The 15216-nt window shown below is 41.7% G+C and carries 17 protein-coding genes and 1 pseudogene; 7 read left to right on the forward strand and 11 right to left on the reverse strand.

Annotated features, from left to right (window positions below; translation table 11 throughout):
- Nucleotides 1–189 precede the first annotated feature (189 nt).
- From ACFOU2_RS09970 to ACFOU2_RS10000, 7 genes are all read left to right on the forward strand, one after another.
- A complete protein-coding gene (locus tag ACFOU2_RS09970; RefSeq protein WP_377914676.1) occupies nucleotides 190–1539 on the forward strand; it encodes a YheC/YheD family endospore coat-associated protein in 1350 nt (449 codons plus the stop codon).
- 4 nt (nucleotides 1540–1543) lie between these two features.
- Complete coding sequence (locus ACFOU2_RS09975; RefSeq protein ID WP_377914678.1) at nucleotides 1544–2617, forward strand: YheC/YheD family endospore coat-associated protein; 1074 nt, start codon at nucleotides 1544–1546, stop codon at nucleotides 2615–2617.
- 19 nt (nucleotides 2618–2636) lie between these two features.
- A complete protein-coding gene (locus tag ACFOU2_RS09980) occupies nucleotides 2637–3983 on the forward strand; it encodes a YheC/YheD family endospore coat-associated protein (protein WP_377914680.1) in 1347 nt (448 codons plus the stop codon).
- Between the two features lie 161 nt (nucleotides 3984–4144).
- Nucleotides 4145–5191, forward strand: a complete 1047-nt coding sequence (locus ACFOU2_RS09985; protein ID WP_377914682.1) for a YheC/YheD family endospore coat-associated protein — start codon at nucleotides 4145–4147, stop codon at nucleotides 5189–5191.
- Between the two features lie 44 nt (nucleotides 5192–5235).
- On the forward strand, nucleotides 5236–5445 hold the full coding sequence (locus ACFOU2_RS09990) for a YheE family protein (protein ID WP_377914684.1): 210 nt from the start codon (nucleotides 5236–5238) through the stop codon (nucleotides 5443–5445).
- Nucleotides 5446–5769: 324 nt separating this feature from the next.
- Complete coding sequence (locus tag ACFOU2_RS09995) at nucleotides 5770–6669, forward strand: PucR family transcriptional regulator (RefSeq protein ID WP_377914686.1); 900 nt, start codon at nucleotides 5770–5772, stop codon at nucleotides 6667–6669.
- A 251-nt stretch (nucleotides 6670–6920) separates the two neighbouring features.
- Nucleotides 6921–8030, forward strand: coding sequence for an ABC transporter ATP-binding protein (locus ACFOU2_RS10000; protein ID WP_377914688.1), 1110 nt, complete (start codon nucleotides 6921–6923; stop codon nucleotides 8028–8030).
- A gap of 47 nt (nucleotides 8031–8077) precedes the next feature.
- Here the strand turns inward: ACFOU2_RS10000 and ACFOU2_RS10005 are convergent, their stop codons facing one another.
- The 11 genes and pseudogenes from ACFOU2_RS10005 to tenI form a co-directional block, all read right to left on the reverse strand.
- Nucleotides 8078–8323, reverse strand: a complete 246-nt coding sequence (locus ACFOU2_RS10005; RefSeq protein ID WP_377914690.1) for a hypothetical protein — start codon at nucleotides 8321–8323, stop codon at nucleotides 8078–8080.
- A gap of 225 nt (nucleotides 8324–8548) precedes the next feature.
- Nucleotides 8549–8914 carry an ATP-binding cassette domain-containing protein gene (locus ACFOU2_RS10010; protein WP_377914692.1) on the reverse strand — a complete coding sequence of 122 codons (366 nt, stop codon included), beginning with the start codon at nucleotides 8912–8914 and terminating at the stop codon, nucleotides 8549–8551.
- A 29-nt stretch (nucleotides 8915–8943) separates the two neighbouring features.
- Nucleotides 8944–9552 carry an amino acid ABC transporter permease gene (locus ACFOU2_RS10015; protein WP_377914694.1) on the reverse strand — a complete coding sequence of 203 codons (609 nt, stop codon included), beginning with the start codon at nucleotides 9550–9552 and terminating at the stop codon, nucleotides 8944–8946.
- Nucleotides 9536–9793: pseudogene (locus ACFOU2_RS10020) on the reverse strand (transporter substrate-binding domain-containing protein); the annotation flags it as partial. The pseudogene ACFOU2_RS10020 and the gene ACFOU2_RS10015, both read right to left, overlap by 17 nt.
- A gap of 100 nt (nucleotides 9794–9893) precedes the next feature.
- The gene (gene thiE / locus ACFOU2_RS10025; protein ID WP_377914696.1) at nucleotides 9894–10538 is read right to left on the reverse strand and encodes a thiamine phosphate synthase; all 645 of its coding nucleotides are present in this window, start codon (nucleotides 10536–10538) and stop codon (nucleotides 9894–9896) included.
- Nucleotides 10535–11341: a bifunctional hydroxymethylpyrimidine kinase/phosphomethylpyrimidine kinase gene (thiD, locus tag ACFOU2_RS10030; RefSeq protein ID WP_377914698.1), complete on the reverse strand. Its 807-nt coding sequence runs from the start codon at nucleotides 11339–11341 to the stop codon at nucleotides 10535–10537. The genes thiE and thiD overlap by 4 nt, the downstream gene beginning before the upstream one ends.
- A 17-nt stretch (nucleotides 11342–11358) precedes the next feature.
- The gene (locus ACFOU2_RS10035) at nucleotides 11359–12378 is read right to left on the reverse strand and encodes a thiazole biosynthesis adenylyltransferase ThiF (protein WP_377914700.1); all 1020 of its coding nucleotides are present in this window, start codon (nucleotides 12376–12378) and stop codon (nucleotides 11359–11361) included.
- Entirely contained in the window at nucleotides 12375–13148 is a 774-nt protein-coding gene (locus tag ACFOU2_RS10040; RefSeq protein ID WP_377914702.1) for a thiazole synthase, read from the reverse strand. The genes ACFOU2_RS10035 and ACFOU2_RS10040 overlap by 4 nt, the downstream gene beginning before the upstream one ends.
- The gene (thiS, locus tag ACFOU2_RS10045) at nucleotides 13145–13348 is read right to left on the reverse strand and encodes a sulfur carrier protein ThiS (protein WP_377914704.1); all 204 of its coding nucleotides are present in this window, start codon (nucleotides 13346–13348) and stop codon (nucleotides 13145–13147) included. The genes ACFOU2_RS10040 and thiS overlap by 4 nt, the downstream gene beginning before the upstream one ends.
- 12 nt (nucleotides 13349–13360) lie before the next feature.
- Nucleotides 13361–14488: a glycine oxidase ThiO gene (thiO, locus tag ACFOU2_RS10050; protein WP_377914706.1), complete on the reverse strand. Its 1128-nt coding sequence runs from the start codon at nucleotides 14486–14488 to the stop codon at nucleotides 13361–13363.
- A complete protein-coding gene (gene tenI, locus ACFOU2_RS10055) occupies nucleotides 14472–15107 on the reverse strand; it encodes a thiazole tautomerase TenI (protein ID WP_377914708.1) in 636 nt (211 codons plus the stop codon). Before tenI ends, thiO begins: the two co-directional genes overlap by 17 nt.
- Between the last annotated feature and the right edge of the window lie 109 nt (nucleotides 15108–15216).

Below are 15216 nucleotides of genomic sequence, written 5' to 3' on the forward strand. Positions count from 1 at the left end.
AGAATCATCATTATGACAACCATAAGTTGATCCATTTTTTCCTAACCTCTCACACTGAATTTATCGCGTTCTAACAGAACGGTAAACTCTCCCTTTAATGGACATTTTATTTTATTTCACCGTTTTGTTTTTTTCTCATACGATACATTATAAACATTCGCCTAATAAAAAACGAGGACTATGAACAAGATGATCATAAAAATTAAACCATCCGAACAAAAAGCTGCTGACAATGTATTGTTTGTAAGCAAACCTTTGATTCAAGCATTATCGCTTCCGCCCCAACTCATCATTCAATGCGGTCGGCGCGAATATCAAGTAATCATCTCTTCTCTGCAAACAGACGAAAACATCTTTGAGTGTTCACTATCCTGTTTGAATTCCTTGAGCTTGCCTGTCGAAAACTTTATGATTCACGCCTCTGTTACGAACAAAAACAAACTTATGCTTAGCCCGGTCATTGCCGTTTTGACGGAAATCCGCAAGGAGGAAGAAAACTTATTATTCGGCCCCATTACCGGTTTTTGCGAGGAAATGGCCCAGTACTGCCAGCGGCATGGATTTTTCTTTTATGTCTGTTCCTTGAAAAGTTTCTTGCGCTCTTCTATCAAAGGCTATATTAGGCTGCATGACTGCTGGACCCTGGCAGATGTCCCGTATCCTGACGTAGTTCATAATCGTCTTCATTCTCGCAAAGTCGAAAAAACAATGCTGTTTCAAAAGGCGGTTGAGAGAATGAAAAAAGAAGGAACTCCTTATTTCAATGCTCATTTTTTAGATAAGTGGTCAATATTTACGTTGTTATCGAGTTTCGATCATCTATGCCCATACTTACCTGAAACTTATCAACTTCATAAAAAGGAGGACCTAATTGATGCTCTATCCTCTCATTCTGCTATTTTCCTGAAACCCATTCATGGAAGTCAGGGTAAGCATATTTTTCGCATCAAGCAAGAGGACCAGGTCTATCATGTTGATTACACAACCTTTTCGCAGCCCTATGAAAAAGAGCATCTGACTTTTCACAGCCTATTTCAGTCGCTATACACTCAGTTTACAAAACAAAGTTTTTTAATCCAAAAAGCCCTTCCATTGCAAACATACAAAGGCTGCCCTTTTGACTTTCGTATTCTCTGTCACCGTATAAAGGAGACGGAGTGGAAAGTCACATCTCTCGTCGCTCGCGTTTCCCAGCAAGGAAACTTCGTATCCAATTTGGCCAGAGGCGGGGAAATAGTGAATGTTCATGCTGTATTGCAAGAAACATATGATCGCCGAACCACAAAACAAGTGATCAAACTGCTTAAGGAATTGTCACTTGATATTTGCCATTGCATTACGGTTTCTACAAACGGGCTGTTTGCTGAACTTGGAATTGACTTGGCCATTGACACGGATGGACATCCGTGGATTATTGAAATCAACACAAAGCCATCCAAACAGCAAAATTCCATTACAGACAAAACTTTTCGACCCTCTACAAAGGCTATTGTTCAATATTGCGCCTATTTAGCAGGGCATTCGATTGAGGAGGTATAAATTGATGATTTCTTTCGGCTTTTTAACCATTCGCCCCCAGCAGGAACATCAATACGTGACAGAAATGGCCAGACGTGCTCACCAATATGGAATTACGTGTTACCGATTTACTCCATTCTGTATTCGTCCTGAGGATGAACTCGTATATGGAGAAGAATATGATACAGCAACGAATGAATGGAAGGAGGCAGCTTTCCCTCTTCCATCTTTTATATATGATCGTTGTTTTTATAAACATGATTCCATTTCAAAACGTGCCAAACCAATTGTCCAGTGGCTGAAGATGTCCCCTCTTACCACTTTTTTAGGACACGGTTTACCAGGAAAAGCAGAAGTTTATGAAGCATTGCTTAACCACCCTGTACTGTCTTCCTATATTCCTAGAACAGAAATGGCTCAGTCCTCTTCTCACATCTTTCAAACGCTGCTAAAAGAAAAGGCCATTCTATTAAAACCGAATAATGGATCCCAAGGAAAAGGAATTATGGCTGTATCCATTTATAAAAAACAAGTAAAAGTCCAGTCCCAATTTGGTAAAGATCTATCCGAAATAAGCTTCCACGACGAAGCTTCCTTCCACAAATGGATATCGCGGAAATTGGAAAGAGTTCCTCTTCTTATACAGCCGCTGTTGAACATTTGCAACTACGAAGGAAAACCATTTGATATTCGGGTTCTACTACAAAAAGAAGAGAGCGGCTTATGGAAAGAAGCTGGAAGGGGCATTCGTCAAGCAAAAAACGGTCATATATTGACGAACATCAGCCAGGGAGCAGAAGTGCTTTCTTTTGACGAGGGGCTGCATGGATTTCCTTCATCTCAACGAAAGTTTATATGCGAAGAAATCGATAGCCTCATCCCACTCATACCTGCCGCATTGGAAAAGGCTTTCTCACCGCTTTTTGAATTAGGAATCGATATCTGCATTGATCGCAGAGGGGCCATTTGGATTTTAGATATGAACTCAAAACCAGGACGAAAAATTGTACTTGGCACCTCCCCGGAAAAAGAGGAAGAATTATACTGTAGACTGCTTGCCTATTGCCGTTATTTATCTCAAAAGGCTTTGACCGTGTAAGAAGGAGGAGATTGTGACGATGAACTTATCGTTAATAGACGAAAAACAACATACGATATACCTCCCTGCCCGATATGAACATAGCGATCTTCGCTCCATCTCATTTGGAGCGCGGACTTTTCCTTGCACGATCATATTTTCATCTCAGTTAGAGCAGGAAGTCCTAATGTCCACCTCTCTCTTTCATGAATTAAGCATACCCTTTTGTCAGTCGGTTCATCTCTTCTTCCGAGATGATACCGTTCATATAGGGCCGTTAATCGGCATTTTTTCTGCAGGGTTTACCGGTTCAAAGCTGCGCCCAATCGGGCAACGCTCCATCTTCTTTTCAAAATTATTATCTACCGTTAAATCGACCGGAGGATATGCTTTCTTGTTTGGTGCCCATCATATTAACTGGGACAGCGGCACCATCCGCGGATATTTTTATACAAATGATGGCTGGAGTCAGGCAGATGTGCCTTTTCCTCATGTCGTTTATGATCGTTTGCCAAACCGCCAAACAGAAAACCATGAACTCTTTACAACCATTAAAGAAAAACTGCAGTCTCAATATTTAATTCCCTGGTACAATCCAGGATTTTTCAACAAATGGGATATTTATCAGCGCCTGCAGACAAATGAAGAAACTCAAAGCTTCTTACCTGAAACCTTTAAAAATCCTTCTATTAAACACATACGATCCTTACTCGAAAAACATCAAGGTGTCTTTTTGAAACCCATTAACGGGAGTCTTGGTAAGGGAATTTTTGAAATTATCTATTCTCCTTCTTCTGAAAGTTATTATTGCCGTTATCATGATGGAGAAAAAAAGGTACTCCGCAAGTTTTATCAATTGCCGATTCTTCTGTCTCACTTATTTCAAGAAAAAAAACTCGATGACTATATTGTTCAGCAACGCATTCCCTTAATCCGCTTCCAAGGAAGGCCGCTCGATTTCCGTGTTCATACAAATAAAAATGAACATGGAAAGTGGCAGTTGACAGCAGTGGCAGCAAAAGTAGCCGGAAGGGGCAGTGTCACTACCCATCTAAATAATGGCGGTATGATTAAAACCATAGAAGAAATTTTCCCTTCTCCAGATCGATGCCGTGACATCAAGCAACAGTTAGAACAAGCTGCTTTATTGATTAGCGAGACAATTGAACGAGATGTAGCGGGATTTATCGGAGAGATTGGATTTGATTTTGGTATGGATGATCAGGGACGTGTATGGATATTTGAGGCAAACTCCAAACCAGGACGCTCGATCTTTAAGCATCCGAAACTATTTGAACAAGATATGTTAACGAGAAAACTTTCCTTATCGTATGCCATTCATCTGGCAGAAAAAAGTATTCATGCGCCTGAGGAACTATACACATGATCACCATTCACTTTGATTCTTTAAACGAGACGTGGTATCATACACATTCCCATCGATCTTTGTCGTGGGGCCATCAGCGAGTGGATCTCCCCTTCCAATCAAAGGACCATCCATCTCTCTCCTTTACCATGCGTATTCATAAAGATAAAGCAGGACCCATAGTGGGCGTGTTAACCAGCCGAAAAACCACCGACTCATTAAACCAAAAACGTTATGAACATTTTATTCAATTACATGATGCCTTACAAAAACAAGGAGGGCTCCTCCTTGTTTTCTCTCCTGAAAATATGTACAACACTTGTGTAAAAGGAAAAATTTACGACAGTACGAACGGGAAATGGATAGATGTCCTCACTCCTCTTCCAGATGTTTTATATAACCGTTTCCCGGGTCGCAGGCAGGAAAGAAAAGGACATTGCAAAAATGTGCTGAAGCGATGTCAAAGAGAAAGCATTCCTTTATTCAACCCCCACTTTTTTTCAAAATGGTGCCTTCATCAGCTTTTCTCTCAGCACACTCTATTAAAAAAGCATCTTCCATACACCATCCGATACGAAAGCAAACAATCAATCGAGAAGATGCTTGAGCATCATTCCTTCGTTTATGTTAAACCTTCAGAAGGAAGCAAAGGAAAAGGAATTTATCGATTGAAGAAAATAGCAGAAGAACAACTTCTTGCAGAAACGATTAAACAGTCCCAGTTGTACCAGAATATCGAAGAGTTCCTCAACAGCTCTCTGCTGGATGAAAACTGGCTTGTCCAACAAGGAATTGATTCAGATTGTATCAACGGAAAGCGGTATGATTTACGAATCATTGTCGTTAGAGGGCAAGGTGACTATCATATCAGCGGCATTGGCATTCGCCAGTCCGGCATACAAAATGTAACAACACATGTACCAAGCGGCGGTATGATTGTACCGTTCTCCCACGTGAGCCAGCGCCTGAACATCCCTCTTATTAGATTGATCGCTTCAGCTTGCGGCCACCAATTAGAAACAGCATATGGTTTGATCGGTGAATTTTCTATGGATATGGTAAAATCAGCGGATGGCCATTACTATATTCTTGAAATAAATGCGAAACCCATGATTTTTGATGAAGCAGAAATTCAGCAGGAACGCCTTATGAATCTCTGCTCTCTTTTTTATCAATTAACCAAATTTCCCTCTCCCTCTATTACAACGAACAATCACATGATAAACTAGTCTTGAAGATTGAAAATTCAAATATTTGAAAGGAGGAATAAGCATTGATTTCACATTTTCAGTATCGTCCTTTATATGAACATGACAACATACCTGGCTGGTCTCTTTCCTTTTATTACGGAGGTCGGGTTTATCAAGCTCTCTACCACAGAAATGGTCAAATTGAATGGGTCAATCTTTCTCCTCCCGAATCAACCATTCACGACGTTTCTTCGCAAATTCACGAATTGATGTTGTTTCACGTCTATGAATGACGAGAAAAGCGGAGCTAGGAGGCGTGGCTGGACAACAAAGAAAAACGGAAACGGCTCTTCCAAGGACGAAACGCGCTGGAAGCTTCTTCACCGGAAGCGCTCTTTGCTTCTGAGGAAGAAGGTGAAGCGACGCGAGTCTCTAGCCGCTACAGCTGGACAATTTCGCCGCGTCTTCTGTCATTCACCGCCTTTCTGTTCTCGCATCTTGAATAAGCTGTTCAAGAATTTAGCATGAGCGTTTTTTGCTTATGCTAAATTCTTTATCTGAATTCATATAATTATGATAAAATAGTGATTAACATTTTGTTACTGGAGAGATTTATAATGATTGACCGTTTAAAAGCTTACTATGGCGACCATATCACTTTTGTCGATACCCCTCATTGCGCACCCCATCTCGCTTGGTTTCAAACAAAAGACAATAATTATATTGGAATTGACAAGAAAGCCCTTTCTTCCAAAGATTTCGAATTGCTCTCAATCTTTTTAACACCCTATCAAGTCGAACTTGACCATGTCCCTCCTGAAAAAGCATATTGGCACAAACTACTGTTTCAAAATCATCATGAAGTGCTGCATGAGGAGATTGATGCCTACATACAGTTTATTCATTTCTCCTTGGCTCACCCTATTCAAGCTAAGCATGAGTTCGAAGAAACATTAAAAGGGCTCTATCATTCGAATGTTGTCATCGTGTGGGAGAATGATTACGATGGTGTCCTCATTGAAAAGTTTGAACACCTTACTCCCCATGAACATAATCTCGATGTTGTCATTGATGTGCTAATAAGTGATTTCAATTCCAAAATGCAATTTTTTGAGGGACAAACCCATCGCTTGCCCATCGCACCAGGCAGCCAGTTTCAGCTGGAAAAAAACTGGTTTCATTTATGCAAACAAGTGCTCCATCACAAAAAAATGATTCGAATCACAGATGTATTCGCGTATTTACTACTCACACACACACCTGATTCTTTGAAGAAAGAACTTCAAAATGCCGTTAGCCAGGTAGCACAAGATGAAGAGTTGCTCAAAACGGTCAAAATGTATCTTGAGTGTAATTTGAATGTATCCCTTACCTCCAAAAAATTATATATGCATCGCAATAGCCTGCAGTACCGCATCGATAAATTCATTGAGAAAACCGGAATAGATATTAAACATTTTCAAGGAGCGGTTGCTGCTTATTTGTCGATTTTGGCAAAAGAAGCGGAAGAAAGTTAAAGTTCTGGCATATGGAAGGTATTATTGCACCATCTTCGCGATCCATTCCCGGTTGTAGAACACTTCAAACAAGTTGAGCCCGGCTGAATGTAACGTTGTGACTTAACAAATTTACGATAAAAAGAAAGGGATTTCGTCAACATGCATGAAACACCTTTCTTTTTTTTGTGCACTTCGTCCATTTACGTAAAACATAAAGCGTTTTAAACTTTAATCAATAAAGAAATCGCTTTCAATTAGGAGGGATATAAATGGCAGAGTTACGCTTGGATCACATTTATAAAATCTATGATAAAAACGTTACAGCCGTTCAAGACTTCAATCTTCATATTCAAGACAAAGAATTTATCGTATTCGTAGGTCCATCCGGTTGTGGTAAATCAACAACTCTTCGTATGGTAGCAGGTCTCGAAGATATCTCAAAAGGTGACTTCTATATCGATGGCAAACGTGTAAACGATGTAGCGCCAAAAGACCGTGACATTGCGATGGTCTTCCAAAACTACGCCTTATATCCGCATATGAGCGTATATGACAACATGGCATTCGGTTTAAAACTACGCAAATTTCCAAAGGATGAGATCGACCGCCGCGTAAAAGATGCAGCACGCATTCTCGGTCTTGAGCAATACTTGGACCGCAAGCCAAAAGCCCTTTCCGGAGGTCAGCGTCAGCGCGTTGCCCTGGGCCGTGCGATTGTCCGGGATGCAAAAGTATTCTTAATGGATGAGCCTTTATCAAACCTGGATGCAAAACTTCGTGTACAAATGCGCTCTGAAATCGCAAAATTGCACCAACGTTTACAAACAACCACTATTTACGTAACGCACGACCAAACGGAAGCGATGACAATGGCTACTCGCCTCGTCGTGATGAAAGATGGAATCATCCAACAAGTTGGTGCTCCAAAGGAAGTATATGAAAAGCCTGAAAATGTATTCGTTGGCGGCTTCATCGGCTCACCTGCGATGAACTTCTTTAAAGGGACACTAAAAGACGGTATGTTCCAAATCGGCGAAGTAAATATCGCTGTACCGGAAGGAAAAATGAAAGTATTGCGCGATCAAGGCTATGTAAATAAAGAAATCATTCTTGGAATTCGTCCTGAGGATTTCCACGATGAACCTGTATTCATTGAAGCATCACAAGGTACAAAAGTAAGCATCAAAGTGGATGTAGCTGAATTAATGGGGGCTGAAACGATGTTATATGCCCAAATCAACGGCCAAGACTTTGTTGCACGCGTAGATGCTCGCACAGAAGTAAAACCGGGACAACAAATGGACTTGGCTCTAGACATCAACAAAGCCCATTTCTTCGATGCAGATAATGAAAGACGCATTCGTGCTGAAAAAGAATGATAAAAAAGGAATCCTCATATACGGGGATTCCTTTTTTCATCTTATTACTATTCTTGAATTAATTTTACTTCCTCATGATGACACACTGGACAATAAAGTACATGGGCACACTGATGCTGGCTTAGTGTTGTGGGGATTCCGTCTATTAATTTTAAATGATCAATCTCCATATACGCACTGTAAGGACCGAAATAGTCAATGATTCTTCCCATATCTTCCTCGTGGTGCCCGCATTTTGGACAAGTATAATGAGACTGCTGGAATCCGTTGCATAAAGGACATATTTGACTCATGCTTTTCACCCCGCTCAAACATTGGGTATTTCACATGAATAATATATGTTAAACATTGAAATTCTAAACAGCGGATGCCATTTATATCTTGGTATAACTTACCATAAAAGCGTATAAAAATCACATAACACGGCTATCGTGCCCCCGGCATGCTGTCTGGGTGCCCATTTATGAAAATATATGCTGTCCCAATAGAAAAGGAGGTTATAAACATAACCTCCTTTTCTATTGAATCATATTTAAGAAACGGCGTGTGCGTTCTTCTTTTGGGTTTGTAAAGATGGCTTCCGGTTTGCCGCGCTCTATAATGTTCCCTTGATCCATGAAGATCACTTCATCTGCTGCTTCCCTAGCAAATCTCATCTCATGTGTCACAACTACCATTTCACCAAAGTCCAATGCTTTCGCATCGATTTCAACCGTTCCGCTCGTTGGTGTTTCAAGGATGTTCAAACAGCGCAAAAAGGTTGTTTTCCCCGAACCGGAAGGTCCAATGACCACTACAACCTTCCCTTGTTCAATTTCTAAATCAATACCCTTTAATACATGCAGGCTGTCAAACGACTTATGAAGATTTTTTACTTTAATCATTGTCTAAAACTCCTTCTCCATCACGCCTTTTAGTTGGATACATACCGATCTAAGCGCGCTTCAATTCTACCCTGGATGACAGAAAGCACGAAACAAAGAATCCAATAAAGCAATGCTGCCTCACTGTATAAAAGCAAAAACTCATAATTGGTAGCGGCGATTTCTTGCGCTCTTCGGAACATTTCCGTAACAAGAATAAGTGAAGCAGGTGAAGTATCTTTTACAAGACTGATAAAAGAGTTGGATAATGGCGGAATGGATAAAATGGCAGCACGAATAATCTCAGATGCGTAGGCTCCCACACTCAGAGAAAATCCAATCACAGCTGACGGGAACGGATCGATGGTAAGACCGAGATTAGGCAACCCGTAAAAAATAATAAATAATTGCACAAGTAAAGGTGTACCGCGAATAATGGAAACATACACACGTGCAATTATGTTCAATGCTTTTATAGTTGATAAGCGGGCAAGCGCTGTTAATACAGCAATGATAATTCCTAAAACGAAAGTAATAAGCGTTAGCGGAATCGTATATTTAAGAGCTCCCTCTATCATCGGATAAAGGGAACTCTTTGCAATTGTTGTGAGGTGTTCTAAACGTTCTGGATCTTGAAAAATATTATTTAGGAGATACATCTTCACCAAACCACTTTTCAGAAATCTTTTTGTATGTTCCGTCTTCTTTCATTTCTTTTAACGCTTTATTTACTTCTTCTACTAATTTGCCGCTGTCTTTTCTAAACATTAAGCCGCTTTCCGCCGCATCTTCTGCTTCGTCCGCAATTTTAATTGGTGCGTTCGGCTTTTGTTTTGTGTAATCCAGTACTGATAATTTGTCATTAATGGTAGCATCTACACGTTTAGAAGCAATCAATTCAGTGGACGTAGAGCATAGCTTGCGGAGCTGGACAATAAGAAAAGCACAGCAAGCTATGCTTTCTTGCAGAATGAAAAAAGCTGCCAGCGGCAGCTTTTTATCATTTTGATGCATCAATAATTGCTCTTAATTCTTTCGCTGATTGCCGAGGAGATTCTTGCAGTGAAATTGCTGAGATTACAGCCACCCCATCAGCACCAGCCTCTATCACTTCATGGGTATTTTGAGCGTTTATCCCCCCGATTCCCACAAGAGGAAGCGTTAACCCGTGAGCCCTTATAGCTTGGATGACATCAGGGCCGCTTACTTCACGAATATCTTCTTTTGTCGTGGTGTAAAAGATGGGCCCAACTCCAAGGTAATCTGCTCCTAATGCTTCAGCCTGTTTAGCTTCCTCAACATCGTGAACGGATACTCCTAAAATCTTATTTCCGATTTTCTTTCGTACAAACTCGATTTGTTCATCTTCTTGACCAATATGAACACCGTCTGCTTCAATTTCGATCGCCAAATCTACATCATCATTGACAACAAACGGTACACCATGCTTTTTACAAATATCCTGCAACGCTTTGGCTAATCTTTTCTTTTCTTCCCCTTCCAAACTTCCCGTTCCTTTTTCCCTAAACTGAAAAATGGTCACTCCGCCTTCAATCGCTTCTTCTACCACTTCTTCTGGAACGCTCTGGCAATTTGGGCTTCCCATCACAAAATATAAAGCCAACTGCTCTCTTAACTTCATCATATCATCACTTCCTGTTTTCGATAAGCCCAATGGTTAGTCGGCCCATGCCCGCTTCCAATATTTAATGTGTGTTTAATGGCAGCATGAACAAATTCAGATGCTGTGTCAACTGCCTGTAAAACGGAAGCTCCTTTAGCTAATTCAGCCGCGACACATGCTGAAAACGTACAGCCGGTTCCATGTGTGTGTTTTGTAGCAATGCGCTCATGTGTAAATTCCGTAAACCTTTGCCCATCATACAGCAAATCGATGAGTTCATTTGTATGTGAATGTCCGCCTTTAATAACGATATGCTTGGCGCCTAAGTCGGATAAGTATTTTGCCGCTTCCTTGCGGTCTTGCATTGTTTCGATTTTCATCCCCGTTAACTCTTCTGCTTCGGGAATATTCGGCGTAACCACATCACATAAAGGCAAAAGCTTTTCCTTTAACATGTTTACTGCACTTTGCTGCAATAGAGAGGCTCCTCCCTTTGCGATCATGACCGGGTCTACCACCACATTCTGTAAGCTGTGTTCTTCTATTTTGTTCGCCACAAGCTCAATAATCTCAGCACTAAACAACATCCCTGTTTTAAGCGCAGAGGGACGTAAGTCAACAACAACAGAGTCTATTTGTGCCGCGATGGCCTCCGGCGAAAGCGGGTATACACCTTGTACCCCTGTCGTGTTTTGGGCCGTAACGGCCGTGATGGCCGACATTCCAAACACAAGGCGCTCCTGGAACGTTTTCAAGTCTGCCTGGATTCCCGCTCCGCCTCCGCTGTCAGAACCTGCGATCGTTAATGCTTTTGCAATGGTCATGTTTATCACTCTTCCTTTTAACCTAAATAACGATGATACAATGTTTTTGCTAACATTATATCATTTGTTCCATGCACAAACACACGGCCATCCTTAAATAAAACAAGACGATGTTCACCGACTGTGAAAGAAACAAGATACGGGTTTTTTTCTACTTTCCCATGTTGTTTTTCTAGCAGCTGTGCGGTCTCCTCCAAATGCCGGTTTTGTCCATAAGGAGGACGAATCTGAACCGTATTTCGTCCGCATAGAACCGCTGTCTTCACTTGGTTGTCATACTGCAAAAAAGGATAAGTTGGATTCGTGCCGCATGATGGACAATCCATTCTCTTTAGCTTCTCTACTGCAATCATCGTATGTTGATTCTTCCATAAATCGAAAGAAACCAGCTTGTGACGTAATGAATCTTCATCTCCTACCATCAATTTTATGGCTTCAGCTACTTGATAGGCGACAACCATCCCGACAGCAGGGCTGATAATCCCTGCTGTATCGCATGTTAAACCATTCATCGGAACCGTTTCTAATAAACACGATAAACACGGTGTCTTCCCCGGAATAATCGTATAACTGAGGCCGTAACTTCCTACACATGCTCCGTATATCCATGGAATGTTATATTTTTGTGCAAGGTCATTGATGACAAAGCGGGTATCAAAATTGTCCGTTGCATCTATGATGACATCTACGTCTTTTAAAAGTTCCTGTAACTCATTTGCATTGGCATCCATTACATGGACATGTATGTCAACCGTAGAGTTGATGTTCTGTAAGCGTTGTTTTGCCGCAATCGCTTTCGGGACCCTCTTCGCTGCATCTTGCTCACTGTACAACTGCTGGCGCTGCAAGTTGCTCCACTCTACATAGTCACGGTCCACAATCGTCACCTTACCGACTCCTGCACGCACAAGCGCTTCAGCGCTGCCTGTACCTAACGCTCCTGCACCCACAATCAGCACATGCTTCGATTCAATTTTCTTTTGGCCCTCTTTTCCAATCGGTGCGAATAATTCTTGGCGTGAGTAGCGCTCAATCAAACGACGCTCATTCCTTCGATTGGGCTGCTTGCTGTTGCATAACGTTTTTTCGGTATTCTTCCTGATTCGTAAGCAAGACGGCCAGCTTCGATCGCAAGCTTCATTGCTTTTGCCATACTTACAGGATCTTTCGCACCGGAAACTGCTGTATTCAGTAATACTCCGTCAGCTCCCAATTCCATCGCCAGTGCGGCATCAGAAGCCGTTCCAATCCCGGCATCCACGATGACGGGTACATTTGCTTGTTCGATGATGAAGCTAAGGTTAAGGGGATTGATAATGCCTTGCCCGCTCCCGATCGGTGAAGCGCCCGGCATAATTGCATGAACTCCCAACTCTTGCAATCGACGAGCGAGTACGACATCATCTGACGTATAAGGCAAGACAATAAATCCTTCTTTCAATAACTCCTCGCTCGCCTTCAAGGTTTCGACAGGATCAGGAAGTAATGTTTTATCACAGCCGATAACCTCTACTTTTACCATGTCGCAAAGACCAGATGCTTTTGCGAGCTTTGCAATGCGTACTGCTTCTTTTGCCGTTTTGGCTCCGGCTGTATTTGGAAGCAGCGTAAATCTATGAACCTCCAATGCTTCTAATAAATTGGGCTGTGAAGCATCAAAAATATCCATTCTCCTTACCGCAAATGTTAAAATATTCGTTTCAGATGTTTCTACCGCTTGTTTTTGAATGTCATAGCTCGTGAATTTTCCTGTTCCCAACAACAAACGAGATGTGAATTCATATGGACCAATCTTTAACATGTTCAACCGCCTCCTACAAATGATACAAGTTCAATATGATCTCCATCTTTCAGCTTTGTACTTGCATGTTCTTCTTTTTGCAAAATCTCTTCGTTTAATTCAACAATGACAACACGATTACCGAGTTGGTAAAATTCCAATAACTGCTCGACCGTTTCGACTTCTTCAGTTATTCGCATCGTCTCTCCATTAATGATCAGCTTCATGTAATGCCCCCTTTATGTATGGATGTGGTGCCGATTCGCTCGAAACGCTTCAAGAAAATACGGAGATACCGGTCTTCCTTGAATGAGATCAGCCATAAAGATTCCTGTTGCAGCACTTAATAAAATGCCATTCCGATAATGCCCAAAGGCCATATACAATCTTTCATACTCCTCGTGCTTTCCTAAATACGGCAACCCGTCAGCCGTTTGCGGTCTCAATCCTGCCCAATGCCGCTCGAATACCGCCTCTCCAATAGATGGAACAATTTCCTTTGCCTTTTGTAAAAGATGCATGACTCCATGTACTGACACATCCTTATTAAAGGAATGAGGGATTTTAGTCGCTCCAATGACAATGCGTCCCCCCGTTTTTGGGACAAGATAAAACCCTTCATCCAAAAAAATGGTGCATTCTATCACTTTTTTTCTTGTTGTAACAGATATACACTCACCTTTCACGGGATAAACATTGCATTTTGGCAGTAAACCGCCCATTAGCTGTTTAGCCCATGACCCCGTTGTCACGATGACCTTGTCGCTGTGTATGACTTGATTGGCAGTGATTACTCCCTTTATTTGATTTTCTACATAAATAAGAGAGCGCACATCACAATATTCATTTATGATCGCACCATGATAGGAAGCAGCCAATGCAAGAGCTTCCGTTAATTTGGCAGGATTCAGTTGACCGTCATTCGGTATGTACATTGCTCCCGCGAGAAATGGTGATAGTCGTTCTTCCTGTTCGACTGCCTCTTGTTGTGTCAGCCAGGTCACATCCCTATCCCATCTTTGATGCTGCTTTACTTTTTCTCTTAGCAAAACTGCTTCTTGCTGAGATCGGGCGGGTTTTAGCACTCCTTTTTGAATGAGTTCTACATCGATTCCCGTTTCCTCTTTTAACTCTTCCACCAATTCAGAAAACTGACTGCGGCTTTGTAAAGCAAATTCCAATAGCGGCCCTTCCTCATCAATTTCTGCCTGGGCGCCTAAAATACCGGCTGCTGCACTTGAAGCTTCACTGCCGATTTTATTTCTTTCTAGCACCATAACTTTTACTCCATTTTTCGCCAATTGATAGGCGATCGAGCAACCGATGACCCCGCCGCCTACGACAATGACATCAACATGTTCCTTCACACAACTCATCTCCATTTTGTAAAAAGAATTGATAACGCTTTACAGCTTCTGGCGGATCATCCGATAAAAAAACCCCGGACATAACTGCTATTCCGGAAACACCTGTCTGCTTCAACTGTTGCATATGCTCCGGACGGATACCTCCGATAGCAACAACCGGAATTGAAACAGCCGTTATAACTTCCTGCAGTGCCGGAATCCCTCTAGGCGTCTGTCCCGCTTTAGACTGGGACGAATAAATATGACCGTATAAAACGTAATCTGCTCCCTGTTTTTCTGCTAAACGAGCTTCCCCTACAGAGTGAACAGATTTTCCAACCAGCAAAGAAGGAAACCTCGATTTAACTTGTTGGACCGGAAGACTGTGATAAGCTAATTGAACTCCAAGCGCGCCCATCGCATAGGCAACATCTACACGGTCATTGACAATGATTTTAGAAAGGGGGACATCATAAAGCTGCAACCGCTCCATAATTTGGACTAATTCACTCGCGGTCTTTGTCTTTTCCCGTAAATGAATCACATCAACATGACGATGAATAGCTGCAATAACCTTAACAAGCTCTTCTTGAGACTGTTTTCCTGTGGAAATAGCATGAAACGCAAATGATTTTTTCATTTTTCAAGCCTTTCATATAAAGTGAAACTTCCATCAGGGGAAGTACTATCCCCCTGATGGTTAGTTGAACTTATCGGGCTCTTACGGACAGTTGCTCTTTCCCGAAGAT

Source organism: Bacillus songklensis, assembly GCF_042649685.1.
In the GTDB taxonomy this organism is placed as follows: domain Bacteria; phylum Bacillota; class Bacilli; order Bacillales; family Bacillaceae_H; genus Bacillus_BA; species Bacillus_BA songklensis.

Excerpts from the sequence above, each read along its gene's own strand:
- ACFOU2_RS09970 (WP_377914676.1), top strand. The coding sequence starts at position 190 with ATGATCATAAAAATTAAACCATCCGAACAAAAAGCTGCTGACAATGTA.
- ACFOU2_RS09975 (WP_377914678.1), top strand. The coding sequence starts at position 1,544 with ATGATTTCTTTCGGCTTTTTAACCATTCGCCCCCAGCAGGAACATCAA.
- ACFOU2_RS09980 (WP_377914680.1), top strand. The coding sequence starts at position 2,637 with ATGAACTTATCGTTAATAGACGAAAAACAACATACGATATACCTCCCT.
- ACFOU2_RS09995 (WP_377914686.1), top strand. The coding sequence starts at position 5,770 with ATGATTGACCGTTTAAAAGCTTACTATGGCGACCATATCACTTTTGTC.
- ACFOU2_RS10000 (WP_377914688.1), top strand. The coding sequence starts at position 6,921 with ATGGCAGAGTTACGCTTGGATCACATTTATAAAATCTATGATAAAAAC.
- ACFOU2_RS10005 (WP_377914690.1), bottom strand. The coding sequence starts at position 8,323 with ATGAGTCAAATATGTCCTTTATGCAACGGATTCCAGCAGTCTCATTAT.
- ACFOU2_RS10010 (WP_377914692.1), bottom strand. The coding sequence starts at position 8,914 with ATGATTAAAGTAAAAAATCTTCATAAGTCGTTTGACAGCCTGCATGTA.
- ACFOU2_RS10015 (WP_377914694.1), bottom strand. The coding sequence starts at position 9,552 with ATGTATCTCCTAAATAATATTTTTCAAGATCCAGAACGTTTAGAACAC.
- thiE (WP_377914696.1), bottom strand. The coding sequence starts at position 10,538 with ATGATGAAGTTAAGAGAGCAGTTGGCTTTATATTTTGTGATGGGAAGC.
- thiD (WP_377914698.1), bottom strand. The coding sequence starts at position 11,341 with ATGACCATTGCAAAAGCATTAACGATCGCAGGTTCTGACAGCGGAGGC.
- thiS (WP_377914704.1), bottom strand. The coding sequence starts at position 13,348 with ATGAAGCTGATCATTAATGGAGAGACGATGCGAATAACTGAAGAAGTC.
- tenI (WP_377914708.1), bottom strand. The coding sequence starts at position 15,107 with ATGAAAAAATCATTTGCGTTTCATGCTATTTCCACAGGAAAACAGTCT.